General features: G+C 69.9%; 17 protein-coding genes. 10 read left to right on the top strand and 7 right to left on the bottom strand.

Going from position 1 to position 17,985, the window contains the following annotated elements:
* Positions 1 to 66 precede the first annotated feature (66 nt).
* The 4 genes from IFR14_RS19150 to IFR14_RS19165 all read left to right on the top strand — a co-directional run bounded on the left by IFR14_RS19150 (position 67) and on the right by IFR14_RS19165 (position 5,979).
* On the top strand, positions 67 to 1,161 hold the full coding sequence (locus tag IFR14_RS19150) for an alpha/beta hydrolase (protein WP_191941968.1): 1,095 nt from the start codon (positions 67 to 69) through the stop codon (positions 1,159 to 1,161).
* A 109-nt stretch (positions 1,162 to 1,270) separates the two neighbouring features.
* Positions 1,271 to 3,076: an MDR family MFS transporter gene (locus IFR14_RS19155; protein ID WP_191941969.1), complete on the top strand. Its 1,806-nt coding sequence runs from the start codon at positions 1,271 to 1,273 to the stop codon at positions 3,074 to 3,076.
* Between the two features lie 303 nt (positions 3,077 to 3,379).
* The gene (locus tag IFR14_RS19160) at positions 3,380 to 4,828 is read left to right on the top strand and encodes a GH1 family beta-glucosidase (protein ID WP_191941970.1); all 1,449 of its coding nucleotides are present in this window, start codon (positions 3,380 to 3,382) and stop codon (positions 4,826 to 4,828) included.
* A gap of 137 nt (positions 4,829 to 4,965) precedes the next feature.
* Complete coding sequence (locus IFR14_RS19165) at positions 4,966 to 5,979, top strand: LacI family DNA-binding transcriptional regulator (RefSeq protein ID WP_138945473.1); 1,014 nt, start codon at positions 4,966 to 4,968, stop codon at positions 5,977 to 5,979.
* A gap of 78 nt (positions 5,980 to 6,057) precedes the next feature.
* Here IFR14_RS19165 and IFR14_RS19170 read toward each other — a convergent pair whose 3' ends face one another.
* Entirely contained in the window at positions 6,058 to 6,924 is an 867-nt protein-coding gene (locus IFR14_RS19170; RefSeq protein WP_191941971.1) for a DNA-methyltransferase, read from the bottom strand.
* Positions 6,925 to 6,994: 70 nt separating this feature from the next.
* On the opposite strand from IFR14_RS19170, the gene IFR14_RS19175 reads away from it, so the two are divergent.
* The 3 genes from IFR14_RS19175 to IFR14_RS19185 are packed head-to-tail and all read left to right on the top strand — an operon-like array spanning position 6,995 to position 8,809.
* Positions 6,995 to 7,288 carry a GNAT family N-acetyltransferase gene (locus IFR14_RS19175; RefSeq protein ID WP_071260637.1) on the top strand — a complete coding sequence of 98 codons (294 nt, stop codon included), beginning with the start codon at positions 6,995 to 6,997 and terminating at the stop codon, positions 7,286 to 7,288.
* A 60-nt stretch (positions 7,289 to 7,348) separates the two neighbouring features.
* Positions 7,349 to 8,269 carry a polyphosphate kinase 2 gene (gene ppk2, locus IFR14_RS19180; protein ID WP_121292258.1) on the top strand — a complete coding sequence of 307 codons (921 nt, stop codon included), beginning with the start codon at positions 7,349 to 7,351 and terminating at the stop codon, positions 8,267 to 8,269.
* A gap of 39 nt (positions 8,270 to 8,308) precedes the next feature.
* A complete protein-coding gene (locus IFR14_RS19185; protein ID WP_079706439.1) occupies positions 8,309 to 8,809 on the top strand; it encodes a hypothetical protein in 501 nt (166 codons plus the stop codon).
* 72 nt (positions 8,810 to 8,881) lie between these two features.
* Here the strand turns inward: IFR14_RS19185 and IFR14_RS19190 are convergent, their stop codons facing one another.
* The 4 genes from IFR14_RS19190 to IFR14_RS19205 form a co-directional block, all read right to left on the bottom strand.
* On the bottom strand, positions 8,882 to 9,427 hold the full coding sequence (locus tag IFR14_RS19190; RefSeq protein ID WP_191941972.1) for a HEAT repeat domain-containing protein: 546 nt from the start codon (positions 9,425 to 9,427) through the stop codon (positions 8,882 to 8,884).
* 91 nt (positions 9,428 to 9,518) lie between these two features.
* Entirely contained in the window at positions 9,519 to 10,568 is a 1,050-nt protein-coding gene (locus IFR14_RS19195) for a lipoate--protein ligase family protein (RefSeq protein WP_079706437.1), read from the bottom strand.
* A gap of 56 nt (positions 10,569 to 10,624) precedes the next feature.
* Positions 10,625 to 12,043, bottom strand: coding sequence for an NAD(P)/FAD-dependent oxidoreductase (locus IFR14_RS19200; protein ID WP_342365750.1), 1,419 nt, complete (start codon positions 12,041 to 12,043; stop codon positions 10,625 to 10,627).
* A 132-nt stretch (positions 12,044 to 12,175) separates the two neighbouring features.
* Complete coding sequence (locus tag IFR14_RS19205; protein WP_191941973.1) at positions 12,176 to 13,060, bottom strand: alpha/beta hydrolase; 885 nt, start codon at positions 13,058 to 13,060, stop codon at positions 12,176 to 12,178.
* A 309-nt stretch (positions 13,061 to 13,369) separates the two neighbouring features.
* Here IFR14_RS19205 and IFR14_RS19210 point away from each other — a divergent pair, with 309 nt between their 5' ends.
* From IFR14_RS19210 to IFR14_RS19220, 3 genes are all read left to right on the top strand, one after another.
* Complete coding sequence (locus IFR14_RS19210; protein ID WP_191942151.1) at positions 13,370 to 14,428, top strand: magnesium and cobalt transport protein CorA; 1,059 nt, start codon at positions 13,370 to 13,372, stop codon at positions 14,426 to 14,428.
* 114 nt (positions 14,429 to 14,542) lie between these two features.
* Entirely contained in the window at positions 14,543 to 14,995 is a 453-nt protein-coding gene (locus IFR14_RS19215; protein ID WP_229939713.1) for a MarR family winged helix-turn-helix transcriptional regulator, read from the top strand.
* Between the two features lie 5 nt (positions 14,996 to 15,000).
* On the top strand, positions 15,001 to 16,416 hold the full coding sequence (locus IFR14_RS19220) for an MFS transporter (protein WP_191941974.1): 1,416 nt from the start codon (positions 15,001 to 15,003) through the stop codon (positions 16,414 to 16,416).
* A 120-nt stretch (positions 16,417 to 16,536) separates the two neighbouring features.
* Here the strand turns inward: IFR14_RS19220 and IFR14_RS19225 are convergent, their stop codons facing one another.
* Together IFR14_RS19225 and IFR14_RS19230 are read right to left on the bottom strand one after the other, a co-directional pair.
* The gene (locus IFR14_RS19225) at positions 16,537 to 17,466 is read right to left on the bottom strand and encodes a methyltransferase family protein (RefSeq protein WP_191941975.1); all 930 of its coding nucleotides are present in this window, start codon (positions 17,464 to 17,466) and stop codon (positions 16,537 to 16,539) included.
* A 22-nt stretch (positions 17,467 to 17,488) separates the two neighbouring features.
* Positions 17,489 to 17,869 carry a DUF3054 domain-containing protein gene (locus IFR14_RS19230; protein WP_064295756.1) on the bottom strand — a complete coding sequence of 127 codons (381 nt, stop codon included), beginning with the start codon at positions 17,867 to 17,869 and terminating at the stop codon, positions 17,489 to 17,491.
* Between the last annotated feature and the right edge of the window lie 116 nt (positions 17,870 to 17,985).

The following is a 17,985-nucleotide window of genomic DNA, read 5'->3' on the forward strand; positions in this document are numbered from 1 at the left end:
GCGACACGGCGCATGCGCCTCTGCCACACTGTCGACAGGCTTGCACACCGGACGAGGGGCCCGACCATGACCGCAGGGACGCCAGCACACCACGCGCCGACGCACCGGAAGCGCCCGCGATTCCGTCGGCTCCTGACCGCGGCCGCCGTCGTGATCGGTCTCGGCCTCGTCGTCGCGGTCATCGCAGCCATCACCCCGTGGCCGTCCGCGCTCCTCATCCGCTCGGTGTTCGAACGCGGCGGTGCTGCGACGGTCGCCGAGATGGAACCGTACGTCCCCGACACGAAGCTCACGGAGTTCCGCGACATCGCGTACGCGGCACCGAGCGGCGGCCGACCACAGGTGGACACCACCCTCGACGTCTTCACCCCAGCGGACGGCACCGAACCGCTGACCACGATCGTCTGGATCCACGGCGGCGCCTGGATCTCCGGCGAGAAGGGCAACGTCGAGCCCTACCTCCGCATCCTCGCAGCAGCGGGGTACACGACGATCGCGGTCAACTACACGATCGCTCCCGAGGCCGTCTATCCGACGGCCGTGAACCAACTCAACGACGCCCTCGCGTACATCTCGGAGCACGCCGCCGAGTGGAACGGGAACCCGGACCGCCTCGTGCTCGCGGGCGACTCAGCGGGATCGCAGCTCGCCAGCCAGCTCGCCGTCCTCACGACCAACCCCGACTACGCGACGCTGTCGGGCATGACCCCTGGTATCGACGCCGACCAGCTCGTCGGGACGATCCTCAACTGCGGGGTCTACGACCTGCCGTCGATGGCCGAGCTCGACGGCATCGGCGCCTGGGGCCTCCAGACCGCCCTCTGGGCCTACGCGGGTACGAAGGACTGGTCGGAGACGTCGACCGGCGCGCTCATGTCGACGATCGACTTCGTCACCGTCGACTTCCCGCCGACCTTCATCACCGGCGGGAACGGCGACGCGCTCACCTGGTTGCAGTCGGTCCCGATGAGCAGCGCCCTCGAGGACGCCGGCGTCGACGTCACGAAGCTGTTCTGGGCCGCGGACCACGAGCCGGCACTCCCCCACGAGTACCAGTTCCACCTCGACCTCGACGACGCCCACGTGGCACTCACGGCCACCCTGGACTACCTCGCGGCGCTCGACGCGAACCTCGACGCAGCGACGACCACCACGCCCTGACCGAAGCGGTTGCCGCGGAACTTGCGCCGGGTGTAAGTTTGCACACTACGCAAAATCCCCAACGTCGGTGCGCCTGCAAACCGGCGCGCCCAGAGTCGAACGAGACCGCATGTCATCCAGCTCCCCCGCCTCGACCGAGCCGTCGGGATCCGCCCCCGTCCTCAGTCACCGGCAGATCCTCTTCATCATCTTCGGCCTCATGGCCGGTATGTTCCTCTCCGCACTCGACCAGACCATCGTCGGCACCTCGATGCGCACGATCGCCGACGACCTCGACGGCATGGCCCTCCAGGCGTGGGTCACCACCGCCTACCTGATCACCTCGACCGTCTCGACGCCGATCTACGGCAAGCTGTCCGACATCTTCGGCCGCCGCCCGCTGTTCATCATCGCGATCTCGATCTTCCTCATCGGCTCGCTCCTCGCCGGCATGTCCGGTTCGATGTACGAGCTGGCGATCTTCCGTGCCATCCAGGGCCTCGGCGCCGGCGGCCTCATGGCCCTGCCGCTGACGATCATGGGCGACATGCTGGCCCCGCGCGAGCGCGCCAAGTACCAGGGGTACTTCCTCGCGGTCTTCGGCGTCTCGAGCGTCATCGGCCCGCTCATCGGCGGCCTGTTCGCCGGCGCCCCCGAGCTGCTGTTCATCACCGGCTGGCGCTGGGTGTTCCTCATCAACCTGCCGATCGGTGTCATCGCGCTCGCGATCGTCCTCCGTTTCCTGCACATCCCGCACACCCGCCACAGCGTCCGCATCGACTGGTGGGGTGCCGCCACGGTCGTCCTCGCCGTCGTGCCCCTGCTGCTCGTCGCCGAGCAGGGCCGCATCTGGGGCTGGGCCTCGGCCGGGTCCATCGCCTGCTACGCCATCGGGGTCGCCGGCATCATCGGGTTCATCCTCGTCGAACGGGCCATGGGCGACGATGCGCTCATCCCGTTGAAGCTCTTCAAGAACTCGACCTTCCGGGTCGCCACCATCCTCGGCGTGCTCGTCGGGTTCGGCATGTTCGGCGCGATGATGACGGTGCCGCTGTTCCTGCAGCTCGTCGAGGGTGCGACGCCGACCGAGTCCGGCCTGCTGATGCTGCCGATGATCCTCGGCCTCATGATCTCGTCGATCGCGAGCGGCCAGATCATCGCGCGGACCGGCAAGTACAAGGCGTTCCCGATCGTCGGGACCTTCCTGCTCCTGAGCGGCTTCTTCTACTTCAGCTTCGCGACGGCCGACAAGCCCGTCTGGTGGATGATGGGCGGCATGCTGCTCGTCGGCCTCGGACTCGGCCAGCTGATGCAGACGCTGACGATCGCGAGCCAGAACGCCGTCGAGGCACGCGACATCGGGGTGGCGACGAGCTCGTCGACCTTCTTCCGTCAGATCGGTGGAACGCTGGGCACGGCCGTGATCTTCTCCGTGCTCTACACGCGGATCCCGACGACCATCGCGGCGGCGTTCGCCGACCCGACGCTCAGCGAGCGGGTCCGGGCTGCGGCGCAGGACCCGGCCGTGCTGTCGGACCCGGCGAACGAGGGCATCCTCAAGGTGCTGCAGCGGGCGCAGGAGAACAGCGGCTCGGCCGGTTCCGCGCTCGACGGCGACACCTCGTTCCTCGTCGGTGCGAACCACGACCTGGCCGCGCCGTTCCTCACGGGGTTCGCGGATGCGACCGTGACCGTGTTCTGGGTGAGCTTCGCGGTGGTCGCCGTCGCGTTCGTGCTGAGCTGGTTCCTCAAGGCGCCGCCGCTGCGGGCGAAGTCCGCGCTGCAGGAGCGCACCGACGCCCAGGCTGCGGAGGACGCCGAGGACGCCGAGGACGAGTTGTCGCTCGCCGCCCAGCGTGCCGCCGAGCTCGCGGGGTCGCAGCTGTCGCCCGACACCGCGAGCAACCGCGTCGTCGATCCGTCCGCCCGTCGCTGACCGTCGTTCGTCGGCTTGCCAGCGCACCGCGCTGACGTGAGCGCGGGGTGACCGCCGCCGGCGCACCGCGCTGAAGGGTCATCCGGGTGTCAGCGCGGTGCGCTGACGTGACCGCTGTCGAATCGGCGTCACCGCGACCCCAGCGCGTGAGCGCGCCCCTCCGGAGGGGCGCGCTCACGCCGCAGACCCGCGCTCGCGTCAGCGCACCGCGCTGGCGCCACACCCCACCCACACATCAGACGAGCATGAGAGCGCTCTCAGCAGGCGATAGCATGGGCGTGCACCCAGCCACGAGGAGCTTCGATGACGCACGCCCCCCAGCCCACCACCCGTCCGGCCCTGATCCTGCCGCCGTTCCTCTGGGGTTCCGCCACCGCGGCCGCCCAGGTCGAGGGAGCAGCGCACGAGGACGGCAAGGAGGACTCCATCTGGGACGCCTTCGCCCGGGTGCCCGGCGCGATCGCCAACGGTGACGACCTCGAGGTCGCCGTCGACCACTACCACCGCACCGCCGGCGACGTCGCGATCATGTCCGAGCTGGGCCTCGACGCCTACCGCTTCTCCACGAGCTGGGCGCGCATCAAGCCGGGCGACCGCGACGTCAACCCCGCCGGCCTCGACTTCTACAGCCGTCTCGTCGACCAGCTCCTCGACGCCGGCATCCTCCCCTGGCTCACCCTGTACCACTGGGACCTCCCGCAGGCGCTCGAGGAGCAGGGCGGCTGGACGAACCGCGATACCGCCCTGCGCTTCGTCGACTACGCCGAGGCCACCTACGAGGCGCTCGGCGACCGCGTCCAGCACTGGACGACCTTCAACGAACCGTTCTGCTCCTCCCTGCTCGGCTACGCCGTCGGCGTGCACGCACCCGGCCGCCGCGACGAGGCCGCCGCGCTCGCCGCCATCCACCACCAGCACCTCGCCCACGGCCTGGCCGCCACGCGCCTCCGCGAGCTCGGTGCCGAGCAGATCGGCATCACCCTCAACCTCACGAACGCGATCCCAGCGGACCCCACCGACCCGGCCGACGTCGACGCCGCCCGCCGCGTCGACGGGATCATGAACCGCATCTTCCTCGAACCGATCGTCCTCGGTGCGTACCCGGCCGACGTCGCCCACGACCTCGAGGGCCTCGGCCTCGACACGCTCGTCCACGACGGCGACCTCGAGACCATCTCCGCCCCGATCGACTTCCTCGGCGTCAACCACTACCACGACGACCTCGTGTCGGGTCACCCCGACGACTCCGGCGCCGACGGCGGCCACTCCGGCGCGACCGAGCGCGAGGCCGGTTCACCGTGGCTCGCCTCCCCCGACATCTCCTTCCCGAGCCGCGGCCTTCCGCGCACCGCGATGGACTGGGAGGTGCACCCCGCTGGCCTCCGCAACCTGCTCGTCCGGCTCGGCCGCGAGTACCCGACGCTGCCGCCGCTGTACGTGACCGAGAACGGTGCGGCCTACGACGACGTCGTCGCAGAGGACGGCCGCATCCACGACGTCGACCGCGACGCCTTCATCCAGGACCACATCGACCAGGTGGAACTCGCGATCGCCGACGGTGCCGACGTGCGCGGCTACTTCGTCTGGTCGCTGCTCGACAACTTCGAATGGGCGTACGGCTACGACAAGCGGTTCGGCATCGTGCGGGTCGATTACGACACGCAGGAGCGCACGATCAAGGACAGCGGACTCGCGTACGCGCGCCGCATCGCCGCCTCGCGTGTGGTGCCCGCCGTGGCGGAGCTTCCCTGACGCAGGAACACTCCGGCATGTCGCGATCGAGGGGCCGCGACACGCCGGTCACCTCCTGAGGAGCGGCACCGGCCACGGACGTCCAGACGCCCGGCGATACACTGCACTCGGCACGCTCACCCGCTCGGAAGGGGACGATGATGCAGTCCGGTCAAGGAGCCCCGACGCTCGAGATGGTGGCGGCACGCGCAGGCGTCTCCCGCGCGACCGTGTCGCGCGTCGTCAACGGCTCGCCGAAGGTCACGGCCGAGGTCGTCGCCGTCGTCAACGAGGCGATCGCCGCGCTCGACTACGTCCCGAACCGCGCCGCCCGGTCGCTGGCCTCCCGCCGCACCCAGGTCATCGCGCTCGTCGTCCCGGAGTCGACCGCCCGGGTGTTCTCGGACCCCTTCTTCGCGTCGGTCGTGCAGGGAGTGGCCCTCGAGCTGGCGGAGACCGACTACACGCTCAACCTCCTCATCGCGAGTGAGGCGAACTCCGAGAAGACCCGCCGCTACCTGCTCGGCGGCAACGTCGACGGCGCGCTCGTCGTGTCACACCACAGCGGTGACCACTCGTACACCCGACTCGGCCAGGAGCTCCCGATCGTGTTCGGCGGTCGCCCGATGGGTGCCGACGTCGTCGACAGCACCTACGTCGACGTCGACAACGTCGAGGGCGCGAGGACCGCTGCCCGTCACCTCATCGAGGCCGGCAGGACGCGGATCGCGACGATCGCGGGCCGGCAGGACATGCCGGGTGGGGTCGACCGACTCGCCGGGTGGCGTGCGGAGCTCGAGCTCGCGGGTCTTCCACACGACCTCGTCGAGGTGGGCGACTTCTCCCCCGCCGACGGCGCTGCCGCGATGCGGCGTCTCCTCGCGCGCGGCGTGCCCATCGACGGGCTCTTCGCCGCGAACGACCAGATGGCCGCCGGCGCCTACTCCGTCATCCGCGAGGCCGGGCTGACGATCCCCGGCGACATCGCCGTCGTGGGCTACGACGACGACCGCTACGGCGAGACCGCAGCGCCGCCGCTCACGACGATCGCGCAGTCGCCCGTCGACCTCGGTGCCGAGATGGCGAGGGTGCTGGTCCGTCGCCTCGCCGGCGAGCCGGTCGAGCGCGTCACGATGATGCCGACCCGCCTCGTCCCGCGCGCCTCCGTCTGACCCTCCCCGCCAGCCCGCGAACTGTCACCAGACGACAGTTCCGGGCGCAGCGACTGTGCTGAACTGACAGTTCGCGGGCTAGGAGAGGCGGGCGCGGATGATCTCGATGGCCTGCGGGTTCTCGTCGACGAGGACGTACCGACGTCCGAGCGCCTTCGCGACCGCCCCCGTCGTGCCGCTGCCGGCGAAGAAGTCGAGCACCCAATCGCCCTCGCGGGAGGACGCCTGCACGATGCGACGCAGGATCCCTTCCGGCTTCTGCGTCGGGTAGCCGGTCTTCTCGCGACCGGTCGGTGACACGATCGTGTGCCACCAGACGTCGGTGGGTAGCTTGCCGCGCGCCGCCTTCTCCGCGGTGACGAGCCCGGGCGCCATGTAGGGCTCGCGGTCGACGGTCGCGTTGTCGAAGTGGTACCCCTTCGGGTCCTTCACGTAGACGAGGATCGTGTCGTGCTTCGTCGGCCAGCGGCTCTGCGCCTTCGCGCCGTAGTCGTAGGCCCAGATGATCTCGTTGAGGAAGCACTCCCGGCCGAAGAGGGCGTCGAGGAGCACCTTCGCGTAGTGCGCCTCGCGGTAGTCGAGGTGGAGGTAGAGGGTGCCGTCGGCGGCCAGGACGCGCCAGGCCTCGACGAGGCGCGGCTCGAGGAAGCCCCAGTAGTCGTCGAAGGCGTCGTCGAAGCGTCGGAGGTCGCCGCGGATGCGCTCGTACGCCTGCCCCTTGAAGCCGGCGAAACGGTTCACCCCCGTCTCGGCCGTCCGCACCGAGGTCGAGGAGTGACGACGCTGCACGCGGCCGGTGTTGAACGGCGGGTCGAGGTAGATGAGCGTGAACGACTCGTCGGGCAGCTGCGCCACGACGTCGAGGTTGTCGCCCTCGAGAACGAGGTCGGGGCCGTCCGGGGTCCATCGCAGCGGCACTTCATCGGCTGCTGCGGCGAGGGACATGTGCCTATTCTGGCAGTCCGCTGCCCGCACACCCGGGAAGGAACGATCGGCCCCGCGCGTTGTACCGCGTATGACCACGGAGTTCGCCAACGAGACCGATGCCCAGCGCTACACCATGCACGTCGACGGCCAGCTGGTGAGCGTCGTCGACTACCGGATCTCCGGCGACTCGATCTCGTTCCCCCGCACCTTCACGACGCCGCCCTTCCGCGGCAAGGGGTACGCGGGCGAACTCGTCGCCTACGCGGTCGACGACGTCGAGCAGCACAGCGACCGTCGGATCGTCCCGATGTGCTGGTACGTGGGCGAGTGGTTCGACGCGCACCCCGAGCGTCAGGACCTCCTCACCCGCTCCGCCGGCTAGCCACCAGCGCGTCACCCACCGGCCACCTGGCGGTTACGCACGGGGACTAGCGTCCCGACCATGCAGCAGCTCGTCTCGCACTACGCCCCGCCGCCCGCACTCGACCAGGTCGACGGTTACCAGGTGGTCGACGTCGACGACGACGACCCCATCCTGCTCGACGCCGCCGGTAGCCACATCGACACGTGGCGCGAGGGCTACCCGTATGCGGAGCGCATGTCGCGAGAGCAGTACGAGAGCGACAAGCGGCTGCTCCAGATCGAGCTGCTGAAGCTGCAGAACTGGATCAAGGCGAACGACCGTCGGCTGGTCGTCGTGTTCGAGGGACGCGACGCGGCCGGCAAGGGCGGCACGATCAAGCGCTTCACCGAGCACCTCAACCCGCGTGGCGCCCGCGTCGTCGCGCTCGAGAAGCCGACCGCCCGCGAGTCCACGCAGTGGTACTTCCAGCGCTACGTCCAGCACCTGCCGGCCGCCGGCGAGATCGTGCTGTTCGACCGGTCCTGGTACAACCGGGCGGGCGTCGAACGCGTGATGGGGTTCTGCACCCCGGCGCAGTACGACGAGTTCATGCGCCAGGCCCCGCTGTTCGAACAGATGCTCGTCGGCGACGGCGTCGACCTCGTGAAGTTCTGGTTCTCCGTCTCCGCCGACGAGCAGCGCACGCGCTTCGCGATCCGCCAGGTCGACCCGGTGCGACAGTGGAAGCTCTCCCCGATGGACCTGGCCTCCCTCGACAAGTGGGGCGACTACACCCGCGCGAAGGAGGCGATGCTCGAGGCGACGGACACGGCCGACGCGCCGTGGACGATCGTCAAGAGCAACGACAAGAAGCGCGCCAGGGTCGAGGCGATGCGGCACGTGCTGCACCGCTTCGACTACGACAACAAGGACCACGAGGTCGTCGGCACGCCCGACACCAACATCGTCGGGCCAGCGGCCTCGGTCTACGAACGCGGCGAGCGCAACGTCGGCGACTGAACCGGACGCCGGGCCGCAGCTCCCGCTATCCTCTGGATCATGCAGCCGAAACCGTCGCCGTTACGCCGACTGACCTCGTCGAGCGCGATCTACGGCACCGTCGTCTACGCCGGCCTCGTCGGCGCGTCGAGCGTGTACGAGGAGGACGACGTCGAGCAGGTGCTCATCACGAGTGCGCTGACCCTCATCGTGTTCTGGCTCGCGCACGTCTACTCGGCCGCCCTCGCGCACCACGGTGACGACCGACATGAGGCGTTGGTGACGCTCGGCGCGTCGATCAGGCACGGGTTCCAGGAGTCGTCCGGGATGCTCCTGTCCGCCGTCCTTCCGACGATCCCGCTCGTGTTCGGCGTCGCCGGTGTGCTCAGCCATGAGCACGCCGTGATCCTGGCGTTGCAGGTGTCCACGCTGATGCTCTTCGTGCTCGGCTGCGCGGCGTTCGTGGTGCGCGGGTCACGCTGGTGGTGGTGTCTCCTCGGTGGCGTCGCGACGGCCCTGTTCGGGATCGTGATCATCCTGCTCGAGGCCGGCACCCACTAGTCCGGCCCGCGGTGGGTCCCGAATGGCCGGTATCGAGCGTCCGGGACCCACCGTTCGGGCCCCTTCGCGAGCTCAGCGGCGGGCGGCGAGCGCTTTCGCGGACTGCTGCGCGGCGCGACGGACCTCGCGGTCGGGGTCGCGGAGGAGCGCCTCGAGGAGCGGCTTGGCGTCCTCACCACCGACGACGGCGAGCGCCCGGGCTCCGGCAGCGCGCACACGGGCGTGGTCGTCGCTCAGCAGTGGTGCGATCGCGGCGACGTCGCCGATGCGGCGTTCGGCGCAGACGCGCGCGGCCATCTCGCGGACGCGCCAGGCCTGGTTGCCGAGGGCTCCGATGACGGGCGCGGTCGCCGAGTCGTCCCACACGTGCAGCAGGGCGCGGGTGCCCCAGAGCTCGGGCCAGTACAGCGCGGGCGCTCCGCCGAGGATGCCCTCGGCGTGGTGTCCGCCGACGACGCGGAGGAAGTCCTCACCCTCGTAGCGACCGGCGAGGAGGGACACGCAGCGTTCGACGACCCGGGTGTCGCTCTCGGCGGCCACCGCGTCGGCGAGCCGCTGCTCGAGGGACGCCTGCGTGGCGGGGGTCGACGGGTCGGGTGTCTCGTTCTGCGCTGTCATCGTCCCCCCACCCTAGCCCGCGAGCTGTCACCAACGGTGGGTGATGCAGCCGCACACCCGCCACTGGTGACAGTTCGCGGGCTGCGGCAGGCTACGGGACGCGGGTGAGCCAGGCGTCGGTGGCGAACTTGTCGGTGACGAGCTGCTCGGCGGCGGCGCGCTCGGCATCGGTGACATGGCCCGGGGTCGCGCCGGTGATCTCGACGAAGGTGTCCTTCATGCGATCGATGATCTCGGCCCGCGAGAGCCCGGTCTGGCTGCGGAGCGGGTCGACGCGTTTGGCGGCCGAGGTGGTGCCCTTGTCGCTGAGCTTCTCCCGCCCGATGCGGAGCACCTGGGTCATGAGTTCGCCGTCCATGTCGTAGCTCATCGTGACGTGGTGCAGGACGGCGCCGTTCCCGAGTCGCTTCTGCGCGGCACCGCCGATCTTGCCCGACGGGCTCGTGATGTCGTTGAGCGGCTGGTACGTCGCCTCGATGCCGAGCGAGCGGAGGGCGACGAGCACCCAGTCGTCGAGGTAGGCGTAGGAGTCGGCGAAGGTCATGCCGTTCACGAGCTCGGCCGGGACGTAGAGCGAGTAGGTGATGATGCCGCCGCGCTGCATCATCATCGCGCCGCCGCCGGAGACGCGGCGGACGACCTCGAAGCCGTTCGCCTTGGCGTTGTCGAGGTCGACCTCGTTCTTGAGCGACTGGAAGCTGCCGATGACGACGGCCGACTGGTCCCACTCCCAGATGCGGAGCGTCGGACCGCGGCGGCCCTCGCCGACCTCGTTCGTCAGGACCTCGTCGAGCGCGAGGTGGAGTTGCGGCGACACCGAGCCCTCGTGGATGAGCTGCCAGTCGTAGTCGCCCCAGCCCGTCGCCTTCGCGAGGGAGCGGCGAATGGCCGTCGCGACCGCCTCGGGCGTGAAGCCGAGGAGCACGGCGTCCTCCGGCAGGGCGCCGCGGATGGCGGCGGCGAGACCTGCGGCGTCCGTGGTGGCGGGGAGCCCAGTGACGGCGCGGTCGATCAGCGCGAGCGCGTCGTCGGGTTCGAGGAAGAAGTCACCCGCGAGGCGGAAGTCCGCGATGCGGTCGTCGACCACCTCGAGATCGACGACGACGAGCTTGCCACCCGGGACCTTGTACTCACCATGCATGCCCCCAGCCTATTCCTGGACGGCGTCCGGATTCCCCGGAAGGGGAGCCGAACCCCTCAGGAGTCGAAGCCGATGCCGAAGCGGTCCATGACCTTCAGGAGCAGGCCGTCGCGGCCCTCGTTCGCGTCGGAACGGGCGACCGCGCGGCGGACGGTCTGGATCGCGGGGTTCGCGATGGGCTCCGGCGGGATGGGGATCGGCTTGGACCGGACCATCTTCAGGCGGGTCAGCTCGGTCGACTCGCCACTCAGCAGATCGAGCATGACCTTCGCCCCGAAGCGCGTCGCTCCGACCCCGAGCCCGGTGAAGCCGGCACTGTAGGCGACGCGCCCGCCGAGTGCCGTGCCCTGGAACGCCGACAGCCGCGAACACATGTCGATCATGCCGCCCCACGCGTGGGTGAACCGGACGTCGAGTTGCGGGTAGGTCGTGAAGAAGTGGTCGGCGAGGGTCTCGAACGTCTCGCGGCGCTGATCGTGCTCCGGTCGGATCCTGCCACCCCGGTGGTAGACCGCGTCGAAGCCGCCGTAGAGGATGCGGTCGTCGGCTGACCGGCGGGAGTAGTGGAACTCACGACTCGAGTCGGCGATGCCGAAGCGGTCGGTCCACCCGATGCTCTCGAGCTGCTCCGGGGAGAGCGGCTCGGTCATGAGCACGTAGTCGTACACGGGGATCGTCAGGAGCTCCGTGCGCTTGAGGAGCGACGGGAAGCCGTTGGTGGCGAGCGCGACCTGCCGAGCCTGTACCCCGCCCTGCTTCGTGGTCACCGTGACGCCGTCGCCCGAGCGCCGCAGCCGGGTCGCCGGGGTGTGCTCGAAGACCCGCACGCCGAGCTCGATGCACGCGCGCTTCAGACCCCAGGCGAGCTTCGCCGGGTGGACGAGCGCGGTGCTCTTCCACTCGCGCTGACCAGCCAGGTACACCGGCGAATGCACGAGTGCCTGGACAGCCTCGCGATCGAGGAACACACCGTCCCCCGACACCTCGCGCAGCGCGTCCACCTGGTGCGGCTCGGTCGCGACCGTGAGCACACCCGTGTGCTCGAACTCGGCGTCGATCCCGAGGCGGTCGAGCGTGGCGACGAACTCGTCGAAGTTCTCGTCCGCCAGGCGATCGAGCTCCGGCAGTTCGTCGGCGAAGTGGCGCTCGCCGTTGTCGACGCCGTGGGTGAGGCTCTCCTCGAAGAAGCCGCCGTTCCGGCCACTCGCCGCCCAGCCGACCTCCTTGCCCTCGATGAGCACGACGTCACGCGAGGGGTCGGCCTCCTTGGCGATGAGCGCCGTCCAGAGTCCGGAATAGCCGCCACCGACGACCAGGAGATCCACCGTGACCTGGCCGACGAGTCGAGGCTCCGGCGACGGCCGATCAGGGCTGTCGAGCCAGTACGGGACCGTGCTCGCTCCCGCGAGCGACAACGCGATGCGCTCCGCCGAGTTCCGTCTGCGGTGGCTGTAGGTGGGTCCGTCCGAGGTCACCGGGTCTCCTCTGCGTCGAGTGTGGGTGCCGCGACTGTACCCCGCGGCCTCTGAGCTTGTCACCGGGTGGTGGCGTTCGCTGCCCGTCGACAGGCTCAGGGACCGGAGCGGGCGCTCACGGACCGGGGCGGCTCAGGTGCGCTTGTCGAGCCACTCCACGACGTCGCGCTCGACGTCCTCGCGGTTCAGCTCGTTGAAGATCTCGTGCCGAGCCTCGGGGTAGATGATGAGCGTCACATCCGTCAGCTTCGACCGCTTCACGTACGCGTCGCGGAGGAGGGTCAGGCCACGGACGCCACCGAGCGAGTCGTCGGACCCACCGAGGATGAGCACCGGAACCGCGCGCGGCAGGCGCTTCGGCGGGCGACCGAGGAACGCGAATGCCTGGATCGGGTTCCACACAGGCGTGACGCCGATGTCGAAGTTGCGTTCGTCGGCGGCGAACGCGGCCCAGGCGGCCGGGTCGCGGTTGAGCCACTCGAGACCGGTCTTCCCGGTCTTCCGCCAGCGCTTGTTGAGGTCGCCGGCGTTGATGACGCCGGGCATCGCGAGCGAGGTGCCCGAGAGGATGAGGAGCTCGTAGAGGTCGTGTTCGGCGACGACCTTCTGCGCCATGAGCGAGCCCCAGCTGTGCCCGAGCAAGGCGAGCCGCGACTCGGGGAAGCGGGTCCGCAGGTACCGGCCGACGGCGGCGACGGAGTCGATCGCACCCCGGGTCGTCCGAGGGCCGAGCTTGCCGAGGCCGAGGTGCTCGAGCCCCGTGCGACCGTGGCCGCGGTGGTCGTCGGCCGCGACCGTGTACCCCGCGTCGTTGAGCCGTGCGGCGAGGCGACCGTAGCGGAGGGCGTGCTCCCCCGCACCGTGGGCGATGTGCACGACGGCCCGAGGGTTCGGCACCTCCCACAGGTAGACGTAGACCGTGACGCCGTCGTCGTCGACGATCGTCTCGGTCGCATACGGTCGCGGCTCGACGGGGCGGTTCGCGTCGTCGACGGGTGGCGGGGTCTGCTCGCTCATCCCGCCAGCGTAGGCCCTCGGCCCGGCGGCGTGGCGAGTCCGTTTGCAGTTCCCGGAGGGCAGGCGTACGGTGAACGAGGCCCGAACGGCGGGCCGGCAGGTTTCGACGGAAGCGAGGTGAGCGGCCATGGCTGGTGACAGTATCCGCGCCATCGCATCGACGAACCGCCTCGCCTCCCTCACCCGGTAGGCGCTGCCACCGCCGGTGCCGAGGCGCCCTCACTCACACCTCCCCGGGTGCGATCCACCGCGATCGCCTGCACCCGCGCGGCCGCCGCACGTTCCCGTCGATCGATGGACGGAGACCTCATGGCACTCATCGACAACGGCATCTACGTGACCGGACGGCGCTCGGCGAGCCCGCGATCGCTCGACGCGACGTACGAGCTCCTCAACGACCAGCGGGGCATGGCCTGGATCGGTCTGTACCGCCCGGAACCGTCGGAGATCCGCTCCGTCGCTCAGGAGTTCGACCTGCATCCGCTCGCCGTCGAAGACGCTCTGAAGGGCCACCAGCGGGCGAAGCTCGAACGCTACGGCGACACGCTGTTCGTCGTCCTGCGTCCGGCACGCTACCTGGACGAGGAGGAGCGGGTCGAGTTCGGCGAGGTGCACCTGTTCGTCGGACCCGGGTTCGTCGTCACCGTCCGTCACGCGGAGAAGCCCGACCTCGGCCAGGTCCGGCGGCGACTCGAAGCCCGGCCCGACATCCTCGCGCTCGGCCCCGACGCCGTCCTGCACGCCGTGCTCGACCAGGTCGTCGACGGCTACGGTCCCGTCGTCGCGGGGCTCGAGAACGACATCGACGAGATCGAGGACGAGCTCTTCGGCGACGCCGCGGACGTCTCGCGTCGCATCTACGAGCTGCTGCGCCAGGTCATCGCGTTCCAGCGCGCGACCACGCCCCTGCGGGCCATGCTCCACGGCCTGCTGCAAGGCGCCGACAAGTACGGTCTCGACGAGGAGCTGCGCAACGGCTTCCGCGACGTCCTCGACCACACCCTCCGGATCGCGGAGCGCGTCGACTCCTTCCGTCACCTGCTCCGGAACGCGCTGACGGTGCACGCGACGCTCATGACGCAACAGCAGAACGAGGAGATGCGACGCCTCTCGGAGGCGAGCCTCGCGCAGAACGAGGAGTCGCGTCGGATGAGCGAGACGGCACTGGCGCAGAACGAGGAGATCAAACGGATCTCCTCCTGGGCGGCGATCCTCTTCGCCCCGACACTCATCGGCACCGTCTACGGCATGAACTTCGACGACATGCCGGAGCTCCACTGGCAGTTCGGCTACCCGGTCGCGATCGGAGCGATGCTCGTCCTCTCCGGCACTCTCTACGCCATCTTCCGAGCGCGCCGCTGGCTCTGACCGCACCCCAGCCCGCGAACTGTCACCAACGGTCAGTCCTGCACCCCGTGCACTGTCGGTTGGTGACAGTTCGCGGGTTTACTTAGGGTGGCTAATTTGCTAGGCTAACGAATCGTGGCAAGCGGAGCAGCGACGAAGACCAGGGCACTGACGATCGCCGAGCAGGCGTCCGAACTCCGGATGGGCACCTTCCGGCTCGCGAGACGACTGCGCGGGGAGAAGTCGGTCGACGACCTCAGCGATCCGCAGTTCTCCGTCCTCGGAGGGCTCTACAAAGAGGGCTCCGCAACCCTGCGGGCACTGGCCGAACGCGACCGCGTGTCCGCGCCATCCATGAATCGCACCGTCAACTGCCTCGAAGAGGCCGGGTACGTCACCCGAGAAACCGACGCGGCCGACCGCCGGAAGGTCACCATCGCCCTCACTGAAGCGGGCCACACCACCGTCACCGAGACCGTCCGGAAACGCGACGCGTGGATCACCCAGCAGCTGCGCGCGCTCACCCCGGACGAACGCGACACCCTCGCCCGCGCAGCCGAGATCATGAGGAGACTCGCCACCCAGTGAGTGCAATGTTCCGTTCCCTGTCCAGCGTCAACTACCGCATCTGGTTCATCGGCGCCCTTGTGTCGAACGTCGGCGCCTGGATGCAGGCCACCACCCAGAACTGGGTCGTGCTGACCGACCTCACCGACAACGACGCCGTGGCCGTCGGCGCCACCATGGCCCTGCAGTTCGGGCCGCAGCTCGTCCTCGTGCCGATCACCGGTCTCATCGCCGACCGCTTCGACAAGCGGAAGATCCTCATCCTCACCCAGTCGAGCCTCATGCTCCTGGCCGCAGCGCTCGGCGCCCTGCTCATCTTCGGTCACGCCGAGCTGTGGCACATGTACCTCTTCGCGCTGGCCCTCGGCATCATCAACGCCGTCGACGGCCCGGCCCGGCAGACCTTCGTCTCCGAGCTCGTCGACGAGCACAACATGTCGAACGCCGTCGCGCTCAACTCGGCGTCCTTCAACGCGGCGCGCATGGTCGGCCCCGCCATCGCCGGTCTCCTCATCGTCGCGATCGGCTCCGGGTGGGTGTTCGTCGTGAACGCCTTCACCTTCCTCGGCGTCATCGGCGCCCTGTTGGCCCTGCGCACCGGCAAGCTCCGTCGAGCGCCGCGCCCACCGCGGGCTCGAGGACAGTTCGTCGAGGGCTTCCGCTACGTCCGCGGGCGGCCGGACCTCATGGTCGTCTTCGTGATCGTGTTCATCATGGGCGCGTTCGGCATGAACTTCCCGATCTTCGCCTCGACCATGGCCGTCGAGTTCGGCAAGGGCGCGGGCGAATACGGCATCCTCTCCTCGGTGCTCGCGATCGGTTCCCTGACCGGCGCACTCCTCGCGGCGCGGCGGGCGCAGGCCCAGATGCGGATGATCGTCGGCGCGGCCGGGCTCTTCGGGGTCGCTGCGCTCACGGCCGCGTTCATGCCGAGCTACTGGTCGTTCGCCGCCGTGCTGATCCTCGTCGGCTTCTCGACGGTGACGCTCCTGACCACCGCGAACGGACTCGTGCAGACGAGCACCGAGGCGGCCGTCCGTGGCCGGGTGATGGCGCTGTACATGGCGATCCTCATGGGTGGCACCCCGATCGGCGCGCCCATCGTCGGGTGGGTGGCGAACACCTTCGGGCCGCGCTGGGCGCTCGGCCTGGGCGCACTCGCCGGGTTCGCCGCCTGCGCCACCGGCCTGGCCTACGGGGTGTTCCGTCATCACCTCCGCCTGCGCGTCGCCCCCGACTCCCGCTGGCGCCTGCAGTTCACCCACGACGGCGTCGTGTCTCCGGTCACGCCGGAGGACTTCTCGGAGCAGATCGCGCTCACCTCGCCGATCCCGCTGCCGAAGCCGAAGTCGCGCGCGAAGGCGCCCGAGCCGCGTCCGGAGTCACGTCCCGAGTCGTCGCCGGTCGACGAGTCGACGCCCCTCACCGGCTCCCGCCGCTAGGCGGGCCTCCGCTCCGACCCGCTCGGCGTTCACAACTCCTGCATCCTGCGACCGCCGGGGCTCCCGGGCGGGCGGGGCGGCGGGTGACGCGGCCGGCCGTCACCGGCAGGGCAGCAGGAGTTACGAACGAGCCGCAACCGGACGGAGGCTCGGGACCCAGCACCGCAGGTCCTCGCGATAGCGGCGGTAGGGCTCACCGAAGCGCGCCTCGAGGTCGGCCTCTTCGACCGGCCGGACCAGGACGTTCCAGACGACGGCGCCGAAGACCGCGTAGACGACGACGATCCAGGACGACAGCAGGAGTCCGACGCCGACGCCTTGGACGATACTGCCGACGGCCATCGGATTGCGGACGAAGCGATACGGTCCGGCGATGACGAGCCGGTTCGGCATCGCGGCGGGCAGTGGCGTCCCACCCCCGGTCGTCGCCATCGCGGCTGCGGACCAGAGCCCGACGACGCTCCCGAGCACCACGACGACGATGCCGGCGATGACGGCGAACGGCTCCGCACCCGGCGGCAGGGCGACCGCGACCCGCCATCGCAGCTCGAAGAACCGCAGGACGGCGGGGATCACCGCGAGGAAGACGCCCCAGAACGCGACGATCTCGACGGCGGTCCTCACGAGTTGCGAACCGGTCGACGCCGACGCATCGGCTGGGCGGAACGCGAACGGCCCGATGGCGATCCATGCTCTCGGGATCCCGCCGGTGAGGACGAGCGCGAGTGCCGTGACCGAGCCGACCGCGGCGCCGACCATCAGCAGGGCGCCGATCCCCGCCTCCTGGGTCACGGCCGCGAAGATCCCCAGCGACACGGTGACCAGCAGCGTCCATCCGGTCGCGAGGATCGCCGCCCATCGGATGGCGCATGCGGCGAGCGCCGAGGCGACGACGAAGAGTGGGACGTCGAGCACGGCCGTGACGACGGGGTCGAGGCTGCCGAGCGTCACCGCACGGACGGGCGGGACGAGGAACACCGACACCCACCATGCTGCCCCGGCGAGGGCCTGCACGGCGAAGTACCAGCGCCCCCAGCGCTCGGCGCTCATGTGATCGTCGGTGTCGGCGGCGTCATCGGCGTCGGCGGGCGATGAGCCACGCGACGAAACGCCACCCCAGGAGGAGTGCGGCGAGGACGAGGACGGTCACGATGACGAAGCTGAGTTGGACGCCCTGGCCGGAGACCGCGCGCAGCACCATCCCGACGACGACGGTCGACACCCAGACGACGACGCCGGCCCAGCGGACGGAGCGGGTCTCGCGCTGACCGAGGACGAGTGCGAGGACGTGTCCGACGAGGAGCCCGACGGCGAACGGCCACAGCGTCACGAGGAGTCCGAGGATGCCTTCGCCGTGGCTGGCGCGGCCGATGAGGACGAACACGATGACGGCGAGGAGGTCGATGCCGACGGTCGCGGCGAATCCGGCGGGGGTCCTGCTGGGGCGGTCCATCCCCTCACCCTATTGGCGTCGCCGCCGCCCACCCTGGAGGGAGGCCGCATGGCGCGCTGCGGGGCCTGTCGCTCGGTGCCGTCGCTGGCTACGATGGCGCTGACACCCGATCGACG

Source organism: Plantibacter sp. CFBP 8775, from assembly GCF_014839505.1.
GTDB lineage: Bacteria > Actinomycetota > Actinomycetes > Actinomycetales > Microbacteriaceae > Plantibacter > Plantibacter auratus.

Excerpts from the sequence above, each read along its gene's own strand:
- IFR14_RS19150 (WP_191941968.1), top strand. The coding sequence starts at position 67 with ATGACCGCAGGGACGCCAGCACACCACGCGCCGACGCACCGGAAGCGC.
- IFR14_RS19155 (WP_191941969.1), top strand. The coding sequence starts at position 1,271 with ATGTCATCCAGCTCCCCCGCCTCGACCGAGCCGTCGGGATCCGCCCCC.
- IFR14_RS19160 (WP_191941970.1), top strand. The coding sequence starts at position 3,380 with ATGACGCACGCCCCCCAGCCCACCACCCGTCCGGCCCTGATCCTGCCG.
- IFR14_RS19165 (WP_138945473.1), top strand. The coding sequence starts at position 4,966 with ATGATGCAGTCCGGTCAAGGAGCCCCGACGCTCGAGATGGTGGCGGCA.
- IFR14_RS19170 (WP_191941971.1), bottom strand. The coding sequence starts at position 6,924 with ATGTCCCTCGCCGCAGCAGCCGATGAAGTGCCGCTGCGATGGACCCCG.
- IFR14_RS19175 (WP_071260637.1), top strand. The coding sequence starts at position 6,995 with ATGACCACGGAGTTCGCCAACGAGACCGATGCCCAGCGCTACACCATG.
- ppk2 (WP_121292258.1), top strand. The coding sequence starts at position 7,349 with ATGCAGCAGCTCGTCTCGCACTACGCCCCGCCGCCCGCACTCGACCAG.
- IFR14_RS19185 (WP_079706439.1), top strand. The coding sequence starts at position 8,309 with ATGCAGCCGAAACCGTCGCCGTTACGCCGACTGACCTCGTCGAGCGCG.
- IFR14_RS19190 (WP_191941972.1), bottom strand. The coding sequence starts at position 9,427 with ATGACAGCGCAGAACGAGACACCCGACCCGTCGACCCCCGCCACGCAG.
- IFR14_RS19195 (WP_079706437.1), bottom strand. The coding sequence starts at position 10,568 with ATGCATGGTGAGTACAAGGTCCCGGGTGGCAAGCTCGTCGTCGTCGAT.
- IFR14_RS19205 (WP_191941973.1), bottom strand. The coding sequence starts at position 13,060 with ATGAGCGAGCAGACCCCGCCACCCGTCGACGACGCGAACCGCCCCGTC.
- IFR14_RS19210 (WP_191942151.1), top strand. The coding sequence starts at position 13,370 with ATGGCACTCATCGACAACGGCATCTACGTGACCGGACGGCGCTCGGCG.
- IFR14_RS19220 (WP_191941974.1), top strand. The coding sequence starts at position 15,001 with ATGTTCCGTTCCCTGTCCAGCGTCAACTACCGCATCTGGTTCATCGGC.
- IFR14_RS19225 (WP_191941975.1), bottom strand. The coding sequence starts at position 17,466 with ATGAGCGCCGAGCGCTGGGGGCGCTGGTACTTCGCCGTGCAGGCCCTC.
- IFR14_RS19230 (WP_064295756.1), bottom strand. The coding sequence starts at position 17,869 with ATGGACCGCCCCAGCAGGACCCCCGCCGGATTCGCCGCGACCGTCGGC.